Below are 17,188 nucleotides of genomic sequence, written 5' to 3'. Positions count from 1 at the left end.
ATAAAATAGTACATTTAGTACAGTACTATATCTATTAAGATAAGGGGATATTATGACGGAGAAAAATAAAGTGTTTTATTCACCTATAGGGGATTCTAGGGATAATCCATTAGATAAAAATAATCGCAAAAATACTTTAGGAATGCCAGTTGATGTGAAGTCGATGTTAGAGGAGATTTCAAAAGATTGCACTGAAAAAAGTAAAAAAAATAAAGAAGTTTTTGAGGAGTTACTGAAAAAAGAGGTGACTAAGGTACCTGTTTGGGGATTTAGTGATAAAAAATTTAATAGTGGTGACGACACTAAAATTACAAAAGGTGACATTGTTGTGTGTGGCTATTTAAACTGTTCTTTATATGTAGGTAGAGTTTATGATGTTTTAGATGAACCTGCTCTTACTTATTTTTTGTGGAATGAAAGGGAAACATGGAATTATAAAGTGTTGTTTGATCAGCTACTTAAAGTCTATATACCAGGCAACCACAAGGTCTTTACGTCGCATCCTGAGTTGAGAGAAGCTAGCAGAGACTATGAATTGGTAGAAAAAGAATTAATTAAAGAAAATGGGTTTCGTAAAATTTTTGGAATTCCTAAGAGTAAAAAAGGAAGCGATGATTATAATTTACAAGGCACTCGGCTTATTTCAAATATAACAGCAGAACAAGTGAATGAAAATTTAACAGATTTTATTTTAAAGACAAGGTATCAATGTATTGTTGGGTCATTTGTCATGGAGGAGAACGATTAATGAAGATTGTTGCTTTAATAGATAAAGAAAACAAAGTGTTTAATTTTGATAAAGAGTATACGGTGGTACATGAAAATAGTGAGACGACAATTTTAAAAAATGTTGATAAACCCCTACAAGATAAAACATTTTATGGTGTGGATAGTATAACGTGCGTGGCTGGTAAAAATGGGGTTGGTAAAACAAATTTATTAAAATCAATTGTTGATGACAAAACCACATCTTTCGGTTTAAAAATATTTAAAGATAATAGTGGTAACATATTTTTTCAAAAAGGAACCATCAAGAAAGGATGGATTACTACGGATAGATCTTTCTCCGTAAAAATGATGACTTCCAAAAATCTAGAAAAGCACGTTCCTGATAAATCTATCTATTATTTTTATTCAAACACTTTGGAAACTGGGTCGGTTGACCTTTCATCAGATAGTGATATTAAAACTGTAAAAGACATCTCAACTTCACATTTTTTAAATACAAAAGGCTATCAGCAATTTGTAAGAGAAGAAATGCTAGCTCAGGTGAAAATGTTAGCGGAAAGATATGAACAAATCCAACCAACTCTTGATATTTCTGACAAAAAATTAGTTATGGGGTTATCGCAGTTTGGAGAAGGTGTGAATGGGACAGCTAAATTTTTAACGACTGAAAAAGTGAGTATATCTAATTTTAAAGTTGATGATTTTTTTGAAAAGCAATTAAAAATTAAGGAGAAATCACCTTTAGACCTTTTTCAAAATAATAATAAAGTGAAGGGTAGTATGCCTAAAACATTAATGTCTATGTACTTCTCACTATTTTATAGCCAACTTAAAGACGATTTAAAAAAACAACTTTTAGAAGAACTGTCAAACTTTAAAAAAGAGAAAGATAATAAGGATAAAAAAGAAGTTGAACCAATAGACTTCAATAGTATTTATACAAAATACTTTCAAAACATATTTAGTAAAGAAGAATTGGAACGATTAAATGAAGCTTTGAGTTATTTTTTAGACATGTGTTGTAGAGAAAACTTCAGCTTTCCCAAAACTGTGGGAGAAGATGGCGATAAGGCAGATATTCCATTATTTTTAACGTTTATTAAGTACGACGAATCTTCTGATTGGTTTATTAGAGAGTTAGCAAGTTTATTTACTTTTAGTTGGAAAGGGCTTAGTTCAGGTGAATTTAGTTTATTGAGCCTGTTTGGTAGAATTCATAAGGCCAGCATAGAAGCTGTTGAGGAAAACATAACACTTCTGTTAGATGAGGTTGATATTGGTTTACATCCCACTTGGCAATTAAAATGGTTGGATACGTTTTTAAAGGTAATGACTGAAACGAACAAGGAAAAAAATATTCAAATTATTTTTACAACGCATTCACCATTAATGGTTAGTGATATGTTAGAGAGTAATACCATTTTAGTGGAGTCAAAAAATAAAATAAAAGAGGACAAAGAGCAAACTTTTGGGACTAATATTTATAACTTGTATAGAGATGGTTTTTTTCTAGAAGGGAATAATTTTGGAGTGCTTGGAGATTTTTCCGCTCGAAAAATTCAGAATGTTATTGATGAGCTGAATAGAATAGAGGAATATAAAAATGATAATCATATAGCGGATTTAGAAGACTGTAAAAAAGTTATAGATGTTATTGGTGATCCTATTATTAAAAATTCCCTCGAAAAAAAATATGAGAAAATTTATAATAAATTGACAAAAAATACTGATGAGCGAGAGATTGTACTGGAGAAGTGGGTCGCCTTATTTGAGAAACAAGACCCAGACTTTCAAGGGGATTTTCGTAAAAGAATAAATGCTAATATTAGAAAGGGTGACTAATACTTGGAAAAAATAAAGTATTCTCAAGAGATTGAACAAAGGCATGTCACTTATTTTGAAGAAAATATCGTTCCTAAAATCGAACAACTTTATGAAGTAGAAAATTATATATTCAAAAAAACTTATACGGTTAAGAAAATATATACAGATAAAAAGACGTATTCAGCTAAAAAGAGATACAATTTTAAAAAAAATGGGCTTAACGATCACAGACGATTCATCTATTATTGTTTGAAAAACTATAAACTACTTGCTATTGGAAATGTTAATGGTACTTATTTAAGTAATGAAAGTAATATTAAAAAAAAACATGAAAATGCTTTTAAAAAATATCGGATAGAAGAAAAAAAAACACTTAAAAAATTTTATGACTACGCTGAAGAAAACTATAAAGCGGTAATTGATAGGATAGAGGATGATACCGAGTATAAAAACTTGTTTGAGAAAGCCTTTGGCTATTCAAGTTTTACGACGGGGAGTTTATTTGAATTTATAAAACAAAGTGTTGTTAAAAAAGGAGGCAGGGTATCCGAGGATAGGATCGAAAAAATAATTGATCAATATATCAAATTATTTAGTCCGAAATTTGCTAAAGATGAATTAGAAGATTTTACTGAGAGTATGTGTGAAATAAAAGAAGAATATAAAAAAGTAAGTGGGGATTCGGCTGAGATAAAACGTCTTTTTTTGGAAAGAGAAAAAAAATGGAATTTGTATATTGATTTACTGAATTATAATGGAGAGATTTTAAAGAACGTATGGAATCCTTATGCATTGGTTTTAGAGAGTGGAGTTAAGACCTGCTTTTATTGTAATAGGCATTATATAACACCATTATTATCAAGTGATGGAAGATTTAGAGCAACCCTAGACCATTTTCTTCCTAAAAGTAAATACCCTTATTTTTCGATGACGCTATACAATTTAGTCCCATCCTGTACGGTATGTAATTCTTCTTTGAAAGGGTCAAAAGAATTTGATTTTGAAGATATTAATCCATTAGAAATCAATTTAGATAGCTGTTTTAACTTTATTTTAGAGCTAGGTATATCAAAAAATCATCAAGTGGAACTATCTATAGATAAGCATTTTTTGGGTAAAAATAAAAAAAAAGAGAAATCAATGGACAAAATGCTTAAACTTTTTAAAATCAAAGAACAGTATAATCTCCATCAAAGAGACATAGAGAAAATACTTTTGAAAAAATATGTTTATAATGAAAATTATTTAAAGGATTTAGAAAAAAAATTAAAAGATAAGATCGAGAATTTGGATAAAGTTCAGAGTTTAAATGACGAACCTCTTTCAAAATTCAAGAAAGATATTGAGAAAGGATTCTCCGATAGTGAAGAATTTAAAAAAATAGAAGAATACTTAATGAGATAGCTAGTATAGATTAGCAGGAGAAACCGCCCCTTACGCAAAAAAGGGGCGGTTTCTTTTTTTGTTTTCAAATTTATCGCAAAGAATGTACCGTATACGTTATAATAAAACATATAACGCAAGCGTGATGCGCTTAGTGTACAGGACAAGGAGTAATGCAAATGAGTAAAGAGTTAAATAATCAGTTATTTAGTGCCGCAGATAGTCTGCGTAGTAAGATGGATGCGTCAGAATATAAGAACTACCTATTAGGGATGATTTTCTACAAGTATCTATCAGATAAATTATTAGTTAAAGTGGTTGAGTTAGCCGATGAAAGTATCGAGGCGTATGATACACCAGATAAACAAACAGAGTTGTATACGGAGCTACTATCAGATAAGGACAGTAGAGATGACTTAATCGCTACAGTGGTCGATACATTAGGCTACGATATTGAGCCAGAGTATTTGTTTAATGTCTTAGCAAACCGAGCGAAGTTAAATACGTTCCAATTAAATGAATTAAACAAAGCGTTCGTCAACCTATCAAGCAAGTATGACCAGTTTAATGGGTTATTTGATGATGTCGATTTGCAGTCTAAAAAATTAGGGGCAGATGACCAACAGCGTAATGTGACAATTACAGACGTGGTGAAAAAATTAGATGAAATCAATGTCTTAGGGCATGATGGCGACGTTATAGGAGATGCTTATGAGTATTTAATCAGTGAGTTCGCCTCATCAGCAGGGAAGAAAGCTGGGGAGTTCTATACCCCTCATATGGTTTCTGACATGATGTCTCGTATTGTGGCATTAGGTCAAGAAGATAAAAAACTGTTTAGCGTCTTTGATCCAACTATGGGGTCAGGGTCATTAATGTTAAACGTTCGTAACTATTTAAATCACCCAGATTCTGTAAAATATCACGGACAAGAGTTAAATACGACAACTTATAATCTAGCGAAGATGAATCTCATCCTACATGGAGTAGACAGTGAAGACATGAACTTGCGTAATGGGGATACCTTAAACAAAGACTGGCCAACGGATGAGCCTTATACCTTTGATTCGGTCGTCATGAACCCACCTTACTCAGCAAAATGGTCATCAGACCCAACCTTCTTAGATGATTCTCGTTTCAATCGCTACGGCAAATTAGCACCGAAATCTAAAGCCGATTTTGCGTTCCTATTACATGGTTTCTATCATTTGAAAGAAACAGGGACAATGGCGATTGTTCTTCCTCATGGTGTATTATTCCGTGGGGCTGCTGAAGGGGTTATCCGTAAGAAGTTATTAGAAGATGGCAGTATTTACGCGGTTATTGGAATGCCAGCTAATTTATTCTTTGGAACAAGTATTCCGACAACAGTTATCATCATGAAGAAAAATAGAACCACTCGTGATGTGTTATTTATTGATGCCAGCAATGACTTTGAAAAGAATAAAAATCAAAATGTCCTAACAGAGGCACATATTGATAAAATTGTTAAAACCTACCAAGACAGACAAGATAGTGAGAAATACGCTCATGTAGCGAGCTTTGAAGAGCTAGAAGAAAATGACTTTAACTTAAACATTCCTAGATATGTGGATACCTTTGAAGAAGAAGAACCAGTGGATATGGTCAAAGTCGGCGAAGAAATCAAACAAGTCCGCCAAGAAAAAGCCAAACTAGAACAAAGCCTCCTAAACCAAATCAAAACCCTAACAGGGGATAAAGACTGGTTAGCAGGTGCCTTAGAGGTGTTTAACAATGACAAGTAATATACCAGAGATACGGTTTGAAGGGTATGATGGTGAGTGGGAGGAAAAAAAATTAAAAGAGCTTATAACTTTATTTGGTGGATATGCATTTAAAAGTTCAGATGCAGTAAAAAAAGGGATACGTTGGCTAAAAATAGCTAATGTAGGAATTGAAGAAATAACCTGGCATTCGAATACCTGTTTACCAGTACAATTTTGGGATAAGTATTCTTCATATCAATTGAAGCCTAATGATTATGTTATGGCACTAACAAGACCTATATTAGGTGGTAAATTAAAACTTGCTAAGGTGTGTGACGAGGCACTTTTGAATCAAAGGGTAGCGAAAATTATTTTTAAAACTAACTCTGAATATGGATTTCAGTTGTTAAGAAAAAAAGAAGTTGTAGAAAAAATTGCTAATGAGTTAGCAGGAACAGACCCACCTAATATAGGAATAAAAGATTTGGATGTTATCAAGGTTAATACTTCTGAAAATAAATCTGAACAACAAGCTATCGGTTTTTTCTTCAAAGAATTAGATGAGCGTATTACCTTACAGAAAACCTCTCTTGCCTCACTTAAAGAAACCAAACAAGGTTTCTTGCAAAAGATGTTCCCTAAAAAAGGTGAAACCGTCCCAGAAGTTAGAGTTGATGGGTTTGATGGGGAGTGGGAGGAAATAAAATTAGGAAGCGTTTTATCGTATGAACAACCAACTAAATATATTGTATCTTCAACAGAATATGATGAAATTTCAAATACTCCTGTTCTAACTGCAGGAAAATCTTTTATACTTGGTTATACAAATGAATTAGAGGGCATCAAAAAAGTTGAGAGTAAAGAACCTGTGATAATTTTTGATGATTTTACAACGTCATCACATTTGGTAGATTTTTCTTTTAAAGTTAAGAGTTCTGCTTTAAAAATATTAGAACCTTTAGATAGAAATAATAATGTCTATGTTTTATTTAACATATTAAAAAATTTAAATTATATGCCTCAAGGACATGAACGTCATTGGATTTCAAAATTTTCAGAATTTCTAGTTATGCTACCAACAATTGAAGAACAACGTGCCATCGGCTCGTTCTTTAAAGAGCTCGATGACCTTATCGCCTTAGAAGAACGCGAACTTGAATTACTTCAAGAAACTAAGAAAGCATTCTTACAAAAAATGTTTGTTTAGGAGGAACCCATGAGTAAATTAAAACATCGTGATGAGTTAGAAGTTGAAAATCATTTGATTGAAGTCCTGGGAGAAGGACACAATCAGTGGACGTATCGTCCAGATTTGAAATCAGAAGCGGACTTGTGGGCCAATCTTCGTCAAAAAATCAGTCAGAATAATGTTTCTGAAATAGGCGAGACACCATTAACAGATAAAGAGTTTGAGGTTATTCAAACTGAACTCCTAGCAAGAACACAGACCCCTTTTGATGCAGCGAAGTGGTTAAAGGGAGAAAATGGGATTGCTCGTATTACGATTGAGCGTGAAGATGCTTCATTAGGGTCGGTTTCTCTTATCTTGTATTCAAATCAAGATATTGGAGGCGGGATTTCCAGTTATGAAGTGGTCAATCAAATTTCTAAGCAAAAGACAGCTTCAGATGGGCGTGACCGTCGTTTTGATGTGACCTTATTAATCAATGGTCTGCCGATTGTTCAGATTGAGCTGAAACAAGCCCGTGCGAAAGATGGGGTTTACCAAGCTTTTAATCAAGTTAAAAAGTATGCAGAAGAAGGGATGTTTAGAAATAATATCTTTTCAACGCTGCAATTATTTGTGGTGTCTAATGAGCAAACCACTCGTTATTTTGCAAATGCACTGCCTAAAGACATGCATAAAAAATTCTTGTTTAGTTGGCGTACAACGGATAATAAAAAAGTCGATAACGTTTATGAGTTCTGTAAGCAAGTCTTAAATATTCCAGATGCTCATCGTTTAATTGCGAATTATACGATTGTCAGTGAAGACCAAGATAACAAAGTCTTGATGGTCTTACATCCGTATCAAGTTCATGCGATTGAAGCGTTATTTACAGCAGCAAGCAAGCACAAGTCAGGCTATGTTTGGCACGCGACAGGGTCAGGTAAAACGTTAACGAGTTTTGTGGCTACAAAATTACTCGCTCGTAAGCCGGGGATTGACCGTACGATTATGTTGGTCGATAGGAAAGATTTAGATAACCAAACGACAAGTGAGTTTACTAAGTTTGCCTCAGAGTTTAATACAGGGATTTCCTCTGGTGAAGCGAGAGCCAATAGTCTGATTGTGGGGACAGGTAGTGCGAAAGAATTAAGTCGCACCCTGTTGTCTGATAGCAACTCAAATGTAGTGATTGTGACGACACGTCAAAAGCTAGATGCCGCTTTAAAACATGCTAAAAAACAAGAAGAACAAAATGGCACAAACCGTTATCAAAAATTAATCGGCCAACACATTGTCTTTATAGTTGATGAGTGTCATCGAGCGTTGAGTGCGGAGAATATGACTGAAACTCGAGAGTTTTTCCCTAATTCAACATGGTTTGGTTTCACAGGTACGCCGATTTTTGAGGAAAATAAAAAACAAGCCAAGGGGCAGTTAGCACGGACGACAGGTGACCAATATGGTGAAGTCCTGCATACCTATACGATTAAGAATGCCCTAGAGGATGGCGCCGTCTTAGGGTTCCAAGTGGAGCATGAGAATACGATTGAAAAAACATCGTTAGACAATAAAATTTTTGGCAAGTTGAAAAATGAAGGAAAAACGTCACAACTCTCTCCAGAGGAACTTAATGAAATGATTGACGAAATGTCAGGTCTGGAGAAAGAGGCGTATATAGAGAAGAAGGTCTACGAGGATGATGAACACATTGATAAAGTCATTCATAAAATCTTAAAACCAGATAATGCCTATACGAAATTTGATTTTAAAAACGGTCATCCTACGAAATCCGCGATTTTAACGACAAGCTCTATCGACATGGCAAAGCGTTATTATAAAGCGATAAAAGAGATGACGGCTAAAGACAATTGGTTGGAGCGTGAGTTTCCAGATAATCCGATACGAGTTGGGCGTACGATGGATGACCCAGATTTTCCACGTATTGCGATTACCTACTCAATGGAAGAAAATTCAGAAGATGCGTCAGTCCAACAAGATGAGATGAAAGCTATCATAGCGGATTATAATGCCTATTACGATACCGCTTGGTCGATAGAAGACTTAGAGCGTTACAATGGAGACATTAATAATCGTCTGGCTCGTAAACGTGCTGAGTTTAAACAGGTCGGTAAGCAAGTGGACTTAGTGATTGTAGTGGACCGTCTGCTGACAGGATTTGATGCGCCGACAATTCAAACGTTATTTGTCGATCGTAATTTAGAGTATGCTAATTTGATTCAGGCTTTCTCTAGAACAAACAGAACCTATCCAGGCAAGACAAAGGGGCTAGTCGTTACTTTTAGAAAACCACATACCATGGAAGAAAATGTCTCGAAAGCGACCCGTTTGTATTCGGAGGTCAATGAAGAATCTGGGCTAATCTATCCAACGTATGACGAGTCTAAGAAACGTTTCAAAAAAGCCGCTCGTAAGTTTGAAGCGGTACTTGCTTCTGGTGAGGTCGATGAAAATAGTTCATTTGAAACTAAAGTGGATTATGTCAAAGCTTTCCAAGAGCTAAATAACTCCTTTGAAGCACTCGTAACCTATGACGAGTATAATGCTGATATGGAAAAATCACCTGCTCTTAACCAGCAAGTTTCTGTTATTTCTGAACAAGTGGGGCAATACGAAACAGTCAAAGGGTCTTTAATCGAAGAAATAGAAGTGACGACCGAACCAACTGATTTGTCTGAGATTGAATTTTACAGTGGCAATACTAGTCGTCTTTATGATATTGATTCGGCTTATATCGACCAATTATTGGGCTTATATGCAGCCAACAATAGTGATTCTCGTGAAGAGATTGAAAAAGCCTTGAAGAAATTAAACAAATCAGAAGCCGTTCGTCAGGTTTACCATGCTATCTTGAATGCGATGGATAATGGTGAAGTCGATGAGAATGAAGATATCTTTAGTTTAAAACGTTATTATTTTACGACCGCTAGAGATAAGATTATTTCAGAGTTTGCAACGGAATGGTGTGTTTCAGAAGAGGAATTACACTTGTCTGCTATTCAGTATGTTGTCGGGATGACTGATATTCCAAATAAAAACAAGCTAATCGAAAGTAAAGATTATCCTGCTTTTAAAGCAATCCATCCTGAGATAAAAACGTTCCAATACCCTCAAGCGATGAAACGTGCTTGGCAAGAGGTACTAGATAATCAGCTAGAACCACTGAATATGGAATTAAGATAATAAAAAAAGGAGGTCTACCCATTAGGGCAGATCTCCTTTTTATGAATACTCAATAACAGACTGTTCTATTTCTTTAATGATCGAAGGGTCAATGGTTCTCATATCATAATGATACACCTTGTTTAGTCTCGGATTAAAAATACCAACATGTGTAATCTCATCAAAAATAGGGTCGTTACTATGCTTGCCCATAATATAGTAAATAGCAAGTTGTAGCGTATTTTTAGAGGTTGGCTCAGCTTTAGATACTTTAAAATCCCATAGCGTATCTTGGGTCAGAAAATCGCCATCACCAGAATTTATAGTAGTGGTATATCCGTCATTGAAGGTGAAGCCATCTTGGGTAACAGGGCCATATTTTTTAAAAAAAGTGAGACTGCGTTGAACCAATGTTCGGATTGATGAAAGAGTTCCCTCATCAGGTATGTTATTTTTAGTAGCCGAATAGGCGTTTAATCCTGCTCTAAAGGCACTGTCGTAATGGACTAATTCGCAGGCACTTTCAATCGAATCTTGGCTATCCCAATTATCAATTTTAATATCTTCTAATAATTCTACCGCATAGTCCCACTCATCTTCTCCTAAGAGTTTAGCACCTTTAAGTGAAATACGAAACGCATAGGAAGCGGCAGTACCAAGTGCCACACGTGTCAGATAATCTACAACAAGTCCCATGGATTGTGGTGAGATGGATTCTTGTTCTAAGGTAATATGGTCTTCCAAAGTGGTGACAGTGAACGCTTTTCGTGGCAGGTAGCCACCATAAGGTTGTTTGATTTGAGTTAGTCGTTTTGTAACAGATACCATGTTAAGTCACTCCTTTAACTAGTGTTATTCTATAATTCAACAAGGAATATTTTCCTTGACTATTTGTATGCGTTGTCATTATAATGGCGACATAGAAATAAATCGCATAAAAAAATGGCACCTCACGATTACCAGTCGCGAGGACTTGCTCAGGTCAATCCAGTGAAACATCTGACCCAATCAAGCTTGCCATAGTTAATGCTAACATCAACTGAATAAAATGTAAACGGTTTTTGTCTTAAATTATAAAGGTCAAAAAGCTTTATTTAGCGACCTTTAAACGCATTTTATTCAGTTGGGCGGAGCTTTATTTAACTATGTCAAAGAGGTTGGACAGATACTTGTCCAGCCTCTTTTTTTGTGTTCTGTTAGCATTAACCGCGGTTTATTTCTTATTTTTTATTTCTCGTCACCTGTCGTGTCGTAGTCACTTGTCCGTTACTCAAACAACAAGGAAAGAGGGTTAGTATGGCTATTTTTAACCGTGTGATAGAGAAGTATTTAGTGCCTTTATTGGAATAGGGAAGTTAATACGATAAATTGATGATTTGGTTTTATCAAATTCTTAAGTTTAGTGAGGGAGGATTATGTCTAAGATAAATACGGTATTAGAAGAAAAAATGTTACCTCTAGCAGCAAAGCTTGGTCAAAATAAAGTCCTAATTGCCATTCGTGATGGGATTACGTTAGGTATGCCCCTTATTATTATTGGGTCTCTTTTCCTAATTCTAAATAGTTTTCCGGTAGCAAGTTGGACAGGCTGGTTGCAAGAAACTGGACTCAATGTTTATTTAGATAAAGGAACAAGTAGTAGTTTTGGTTTAATGGGAATGATTGCTGCTTTTGGGATTGCCAGTAGTTTGGCTCAACAATATAAAGTAGATGGAATGTCAGCTGGCGCCATTGCAATGTCATCCTTTCTTATCGTAACACCCACTATTTTCAGTGGAGATGAAGCCCCTCTTGAAGGGATTCAAATTGGCTATATGGGAAGCAAAGGACTTTTTGTGGCGATTATATTAGGTTTAATATCATCTTGGATTTTTCAGTGGTTTATTAATAGAGATATACAGATTAAATTACCAGATACCGTACCACCAGCAGTCGCGAGAAGCTTTAGTGCATTGATCCCAGGTGCAGTCATTATTTCGTTATGGACGATAGTTTATGGTGTAACAGATTCTTTTGGGATTGGTAATATTCACGATGCGATAATGAAATTAATTGGAGGGCCTTTAGGTTTATTAGGAGGGTCTTTAGTTGGGACTATGATTGTTGTATTTTTTAATAGCTTATTTTGGTTTATTGGGATACATGGTGGAAATGTTGTGAACAGTATTTTTAGTCCGATTTGGTTAATGAATACAGACGAAAACAGATTGGCTTTTCAAGCTGATCCTCATGCCGCATTACCTCATATTGTCACAGGACCTTTTATGGATAATTTCGTTTATATAGGCGGAGGCGGCGCAACGTTAGGGTTAGTTATAGTGATTGCTATTATAGCTATTAAGAAAAAAGCAAGTATCATTAGTAGAACAATGGCCCCCTTAACATTAACGCCAGGTATTTTTAATATTAATGAACCTGCCATGTTTGGTTTACCTGTAGTTTTAAATTTAAAATTACTTATTCCTTTTATTTTAGCACCAGTATTTAACGTTATTATTGCTTATTTAAGTATTTCTTCGGGACTGGTTCAAGGAACGGTTGGGATTTCAATCCCTTGGACAATGCCTCCTATTATAAGTGGTTTTTTAGCAACAGGTGGGCATGTTAGTGGAGCAGTTCTTCAAATTGTTTGTATTTTAGTAGATATTCTCATTTATCTACCGTTCTATCGTTCAGTTGAAAATCAAAATATTAAAGATGAACAAGGTCTCATTTAAACTAAAATAAAAAAGGAGTGTTGAGAAATGGTGAAACGATTGATAAGCGCTAATGCTTCAGAGATTATGGCAATGACAGGTTCAGAGTTAAAAGAAAGTATTAAAGCTAGTGAGGGTCGTGTCGTAATGAGTGAAGTGGTAGCCACTAGAGAATCTTTTATTGGGGATATCACCAATACCGAGATAGCTAAATCGTTTGGTGCGGATATGATTCTTTTGAATGGGGTAGATGTGTTAAGGCCCAATTTACCTGGCTTACCAAAGTCTGAGTTGAATTTTGTTGAAACATTGCACAAATTGGTCGCTAGACCTATCGGTGTTAATTTGGAGCCAGTAGATGTGTCAGCAGAAATGTTAGAAACGAAATTGGAAATTTCTAATGGTAGACAAGCATCAAAAGAAACCTTCAAACAAATTGAAACATTAGGAATGGATTTTGTCTGTCTAACAGGGAATCCAGGAACAGGTGTTTCAAATGACCGCATTGAAAAAATGGTTACATTAGCAAAAAAACATTTCTCAGGTTTAATCATAGCTGGTAAGATGCACGGAGCAGGTGTAAATGAACCCGTAACAGATAAAGAAACAGTCCGTCGTTTCATCGAAGCAGGAGCTGATATTATCTTAGTGCCAGCTGTAGGGACAGTTCCAGGCTTCTCAGATGCAGATTTAACTGAAGTGGTGAAAGAGTGTCATAGTAAAGGCGCCCTTATCCTGACTGCAATTGGGACGAGTCAAGAGAGTTCTGATGAAAGTGTTATTAAAGACTTGGCCATCCGTAACAAAATATGTGGAGTGGACATTCAACACATTGGTGATGCGGGATATGGTGGTGTAGCTCCTGTATTAAATATTATGACATTAAGCCAAGCACTTAGAGGAATGCGTCATACGGTTTCAATGATGGCGAGATCGATTAATCGTTAAACTTTATTTTAAATTTTATAAAATATAAAATTTCAAGTTCATAAAAAGACTCTTATTTGTCTATTGAGTGAATCAAGGTGATATACTTTTAACTATAAAGTAGACAAAGAATGAGGTAGTGTAACGTGGATGAAAGTATAACATTTAAAATGGATCGATTTAAGAGTTTTTGGGTACTTGTACTTGGATTGGCATTTTTTATACTGGGGGCTGTTTTAACCTTAAAAAGTTATAGTTTATCAGTAGGAGATAAAGTGGAGTGTTGTGTTTTAATTAGTGTGGGTGTCACGCTTGTTGGAGCGAGTTTATTTGTTATTGTGTTAGGTCTTATAGGGGTGATAAAATCTCCTAGCATTATTACTTTTGATCAGTCAGAGGTTATCTACTACTACTCATTTTTACATGCAACGCATAAAAAATTAATCTTATCATGGTCAGATATAGAAGATATACGGTTAAAATCGCTGTCTTATTTAAAGAAAACAGAATTGGACGAGATTCCAACAGAGTCCGATTTTATAACAGTTATAGTGAAGAAGGGTGTATTGGATAAAAAGATAGCTGGCAGGAAAATGCTAGTAGTTAATAATAAATTATCAATTTCAACCGGTCTATTATCAGACTTTTCTTCAAAGCGGTTGGGCGAAGCTTTAAAGACGTACCAGACTCTTGATTTTTAACTATCAAAAAAGCTAGGCCGAATGTGGCCTAGCTTTTATTGATTATCTGCCGTATTTATTACGGTAGTAGTCGCCTTTTTCTTTTCCTAATTGAGCACGTTCAGCATCTGTTAGATCGGGATTACTGAATTCTTTTGCCCAGTGTTCGCCTTCTTTTTGATATTGATTTTTATCTTCTTCTGCTTGTGTAGCAGTTGCCTCAGTTTCCGTTGGTGTTGTTTCAACATCGCGATCACGACGGTTTTGTCTGTTATCACGATTCGTGTGTTCACGTCGTTCGTGACGACGTTCCGTTTCTGTTGTAGATGTTTCTGTTGTAGATGTTTCTGTAGCCGTTGTTTCAGTTACCTTTATTTCTGTTTCCTTTGTTTTTGTTTCTGTGGCTTTCGGTAATGTGTTTTTTGTTTTAACCGATGTTTCCGTTTCTTTAGTTTGAGTCGTTTGTGTTTTTTTCGGCTCTTTCGTTGGTGCTTGTGGGTAGATTTTTATGCATCCTGATAGGGTAACAGTAGTGATTACCGCTAGTAATGATGCTAAAACTATTTTTTTCATAAGTCTCCTTCTTTCGTAAAACGATGGTTAATTATATAATAATGATTTAATATGAGCAAATTTTCATAAAAGTGGACTATACCAAGTTTTACTAGCTAACGGACGTATTTTAGAAGCGTATTCCCTTTAAATACTAGGGAACCGTGATATAATAGACACGAAAGCAAAAAAGAAGAGGCTAGGTGAATTACTCGTGCAGATAAGTAATAAGTCGAAATCAATTCTTGGATTCGCACTCATTTTTTTAGTTGCAGTTAACGTGTGGCTAGGTTATCCAGGTATTATCAGAATGATTGTCAATATTGGTTATTTTATTGGCATTATGTTGTTGGCGGACGTGTCACGACATCGTAGGGAGGATCGGATTGAAGAAATGTGGCAGCTAGCCAATAAGCTTGATTTAACAACGGCTGAATTGAGTCAAATTTCAACGATTAAAAAGATGGATTTAGAATCGACTAAAAAAGAAACCATCAGTTATTATCCACCTGATAAAAAAGTAAAAGCAACGATTGCGTTACTTAAAGAACACAAAGAAAAGTCGTTATTAATGACTCAAAATAAAAGTTAGGTTTGAAAAGGAGTGTCCTATTAAAGGATGCTCCTTTTTTTCGTGCTAAATAACAGGCTCTGTATTATACTTATGGTACGTTTAAAATCTAAAGGAGTGATAGTGATGTGTACAAGTATTAGAGTGATGGCATTAGACAAGTCAGTAGTATGGGGTCGTACCCAAGAATTTATGGTACCTTTTGGACCGAAATCATTTGTAGAAGGGCAACCTGCCTTTGACGCTTACGTTGGAATTGATGTTCCAGTAGGCCACGTTTTAACTGATTCAGAAAGTCCCATTACATTTACGCACCAAGTGATTGGCATGGCCATTGACGGCAAACCTTTTGGCAATGATGGGTTTGTTTTTGTAGACGGTGTTAACGATGCAGGGATTTCATGTGGAATGTTATACTTCTCAAATTATGCTAAATACGGTAAAGCTGAGGACATTAAAGCAGCTGGCAAAATGCCATTAAGAAGCTCAGAATATATGACTTGGGCACTAGGTAACTGCGGTAGTTTAGAAGAAGTTATCGAAAAATCACAAACACTTGTGGGGATTTCAGATACAGCTAATGATATGGGTCAATCTGATCCGTTCCACTTTATGTTTACAGATAAAGAGGGCAACAGTATTGTGATGGAGCCTGTGAATGGTGATGGAACGTTTAAAGTTCATGAAAATAAATTAGGTGTGATGACGAACAGTCCAACCTTTGATTGGCACATAACTAATCTTCAAAATTATACAGGCTTAACGAATAAAATGCGTGAGAATAAAGTCATGGCAAATGGTGTAGAAGTTTTATCAGCAGGTAAAGGATCTGGCTTAATCGGTATGCCAGCGGATTACACCTCTCAATCTCGTTTTGTGAGAGCGGCAACCTTATTAACACACGCTCGTCCAAGTCAAACGTGTGATGAAGCACGTGATACACTGTTCCATATTTTAAATAGTTTTGATATTGCCAATGGCGTTCAAGATATTAACGACGACACAATGAACTACAACACGCAATATACAGTAGGGTATGATTTAACGGCTAAAGAGATGTTTGTTTCAATGCATGAAAACAGACGTTTACAACGCGTGGCAATGACAGAAGGTAATAAAGAAGTGATTCGCTATGCGATTAACTACAAGCAAGACATTGCAGACATGCCAGTAAAATAATAAGTTAAGGCTCGCTTAGGCGGGTCTTTTTTGTATTGAAAAGGCTTGTGAAATAGAGTACATTTAGTACAAAGAGAGAATTAGAGGAGGAATGAAGATGAGTAAGCAAGTACTAGAAGCACACGTGGAGTCGTTAGGTGGGTTACAGTTAAAGTGTTCATCACGAGATTTTTCATTTAAGATTGATGAACCAGAGAATGTTGGCGGTACAAATGAGGCTATGAACCCATTAGAAGCACTGTTATGCTCGCTAGGGGCATGTAAGATGATGGTGGGACGATTCTTTTACCAGTCAAAACATATCAACTTAAAAAGCATGTCAGTTGATATTAAAGGGGAGATTGATTCTGATCGTTTAAAAGGTAAACCAGATGTAAAAGTAGGCTTCTCACACATTATTACTGAGTATCAGATTGAGGCTGATAATACGGAAGAAGAAATTAATGACTTCATTGCTTTTATCGAAAGCAGTTGTCCAGTCAAAGATACGTTAGTGAATTGTCCAAGCTTCGAAACGAACGTGCGTATCAATTAGACGGAGCGGTGTTATGGTATACTAGTAGAAAAGT

The 17,188-nt window shown here is 35.5% G+C and carries 14 protein-coding genes; 12 read left to right on the top strand and 2 right to left on the bottom strand.

The genetic code is table 11. The features are described from left to right. The first annotated feature begins 52 nt into the window (after nucleotides 1-52). From CBF31_RS02505 to CBF31_RS02480, 6 genes are all read left to right on the top strand, one after another. Nucleotides 53-748 carry a hypothetical protein gene (locus tag CBF31_RS02505; RefSeq protein WP_126830653.1) on the top strand — a complete coding sequence of 232 codons (696 nt, stop codon included), beginning with the start codon at nucleotides 53-55 and terminating at the stop codon, nucleotides 746-748. Continuing rightward, the gene (locus CBF31_RS02500; RefSeq protein ID WP_170167846.1) at nucleotides 748-2,571 is read left to right on the top strand and encodes an AAA family ATPase; all 1,824 of its coding nucleotides are present in this window, start codon (nucleotides 748-750) and stop codon (nucleotides 2,569-2,571) included. The genes CBF31_RS02505 and CBF31_RS02500 overlap by 1 nt, the downstream gene beginning before the upstream one ends. A 3-nt stretch (nucleotides 2,572-2,574) precedes the next feature. Continuing rightward, on the top strand, nucleotides 2,575-3,957 hold the full coding sequence (locus CBF31_RS02495) for an HNH endonuclease (protein WP_126830649.1): 1,383 nt from the start codon (nucleotides 2,575-2,577) through the stop codon (nucleotides 3,955-3,957). A gap of 158 nt (nucleotides 3,958-4,115) precedes the next feature. Then, nucleotides 4,116-5,702 carry a type I restriction-modification system subunit M gene (locus tag CBF31_RS02490; protein ID WP_126830647.1) on the top strand — a complete coding sequence of 529 codons (1,587 nt, stop codon included), beginning with the start codon at nucleotides 4,116-4,118 and terminating at the stop codon, nucleotides 5,700-5,702. Beyond that, entirely contained in the window at nucleotides 5,692-6,870 is a 1,179-nt protein-coding gene (locus CBF31_RS02485) for a restriction endonuclease subunit S (RefSeq protein ID WP_126830645.1), read from the top strand. Before CBF31_RS02490 ends, CBF31_RS02485 begins: the two co-directional genes overlap by 11 nt. Before the next feature lie 9 nt (nucleotides 6,871-6,879). After that, nucleotides 6,880-10,035 (top strand): type I restriction endonuclease subunit R, encoded by a 3,156-nt coding sequence (locus CBF31_RS02480; RefSeq protein ID WP_126830643.1) that lies wholly within the window; start codon nucleotides 6,880-6,882, stop codon nucleotides 10,033-10,035. Nucleotides 10,036-10,074: 39 nt separating this feature from the next. Here the strand turns inward: CBF31_RS02480 and CBF31_RS02475 are convergent, their stop codons facing one another. Further along, nucleotides 10,075-10,842 (bottom strand): hypothetical protein, encoded by a 768-nt coding sequence (locus tag CBF31_RS02475; RefSeq protein WP_126830641.1) that lies wholly within the window; start codon nucleotides 10,840-10,842, stop codon nucleotides 10,075-10,077. Between the two features lie 587 nt (nucleotides 10,843-11,429). Here CBF31_RS02475 and CBF31_RS02470 point away from each other — a divergent pair. The 3 genes from CBF31_RS02470 to CBF31_RS02460 all read left to right on the top strand — a co-directional run bounded on the left by CBF31_RS02470 (nucleotide 11,430) and on the right by CBF31_RS02460 (nucleotide 14,338). Beyond that, on the top strand, nucleotides 11,430-12,731 hold the full coding sequence (locus CBF31_RS02470; RefSeq protein WP_126830639.1) for a PTS sugar transporter subunit IIC: 1,302 nt from the start codon (nucleotides 11,430-11,432) through the stop codon (nucleotides 12,729-12,731). Between the two features lie 27 nt (nucleotides 12,732-12,758). Beyond that, nucleotides 12,759-13,658 (top strand): DUF7916 family protein, encoded by a 900-nt coding sequence (locus CBF31_RS02465; protein ID WP_126830637.1) that lies wholly within the window; start codon nucleotides 12,759-12,761, stop codon nucleotides 13,656-13,658. Between the two features lie 125 nt (nucleotides 13,659-13,783). Continuing rightward, nucleotides 13,784-14,338 carry a hypothetical protein gene (locus CBF31_RS02460; protein ID WP_126830635.1) on the top strand — a complete coding sequence of 185 codons (555 nt, stop codon included), beginning with the start codon at nucleotides 13,784-13,786 and terminating at the stop codon, nucleotides 14,336-14,338. Between the two features lie 42 nt (nucleotides 14,339-14,380). Here the strand turns inward: CBF31_RS02460 and CBF31_RS02455 are convergent, their stop codons facing one another. Next, complete coding sequence (locus tag CBF31_RS02455) at nucleotides 14,381-14,890, bottom strand: hypothetical protein (protein WP_126830633.1); 510 nt, start codon at nucleotides 14,888-14,890, stop codon at nucleotides 14,381-14,383. Between the two features lie 193 nt (nucleotides 14,891-15,083). On the opposite strand from CBF31_RS02455, the gene CBF31_RS02450 reads away from it, so the two are divergent. The 3 genes from CBF31_RS02450 to CBF31_RS02440 all read left to right on the top strand — a co-directional run bounded on the left by CBF31_RS02450 (nucleotide 15,084) and on the right by CBF31_RS02440 (nucleotide 17,154). Next, nucleotides 15,084-15,461 carry a hypothetical protein gene (locus tag CBF31_RS02450; RefSeq protein WP_126830631.1) on the top strand — a complete coding sequence of 126 codons (378 nt, stop codon included), beginning with the start codon at nucleotides 15,084-15,086 and terminating at the stop codon, nucleotides 15,459-15,461. Between the two features lie 105 nt (nucleotides 15,462-15,566). Next, complete coding sequence (locus CBF31_RS02445; protein ID WP_170167845.1) at nucleotides 15,567-16,619, top strand: linear amide C-N hydrolase; 1,053 nt, start codon at nucleotides 15,567-15,569, stop codon at nucleotides 16,617-16,619. 97 nt (nucleotides 16,620-16,716) lie between these two features. Then, a complete protein-coding gene (locus CBF31_RS02440; protein WP_126830627.1) occupies nucleotides 16,717-17,154 on the top strand; it encodes an OsmC family protein in 438 nt (145 codons plus the stop codon). Nucleotides 17,155-17,188 lie beyond the last annotated feature (34 nt).

The organism is Vagococcus fessus (assembly GCF_003987565.1).
Taxonomy (GTDB): Bacteria; Bacillota; Bacilli; order Lactobacillales; family Vagococcaceae; genus Vagococcus_D; species Vagococcus_D fessus.
This window is presented reverse-complemented; position numbering and strand designations above follow the sequence as displayed.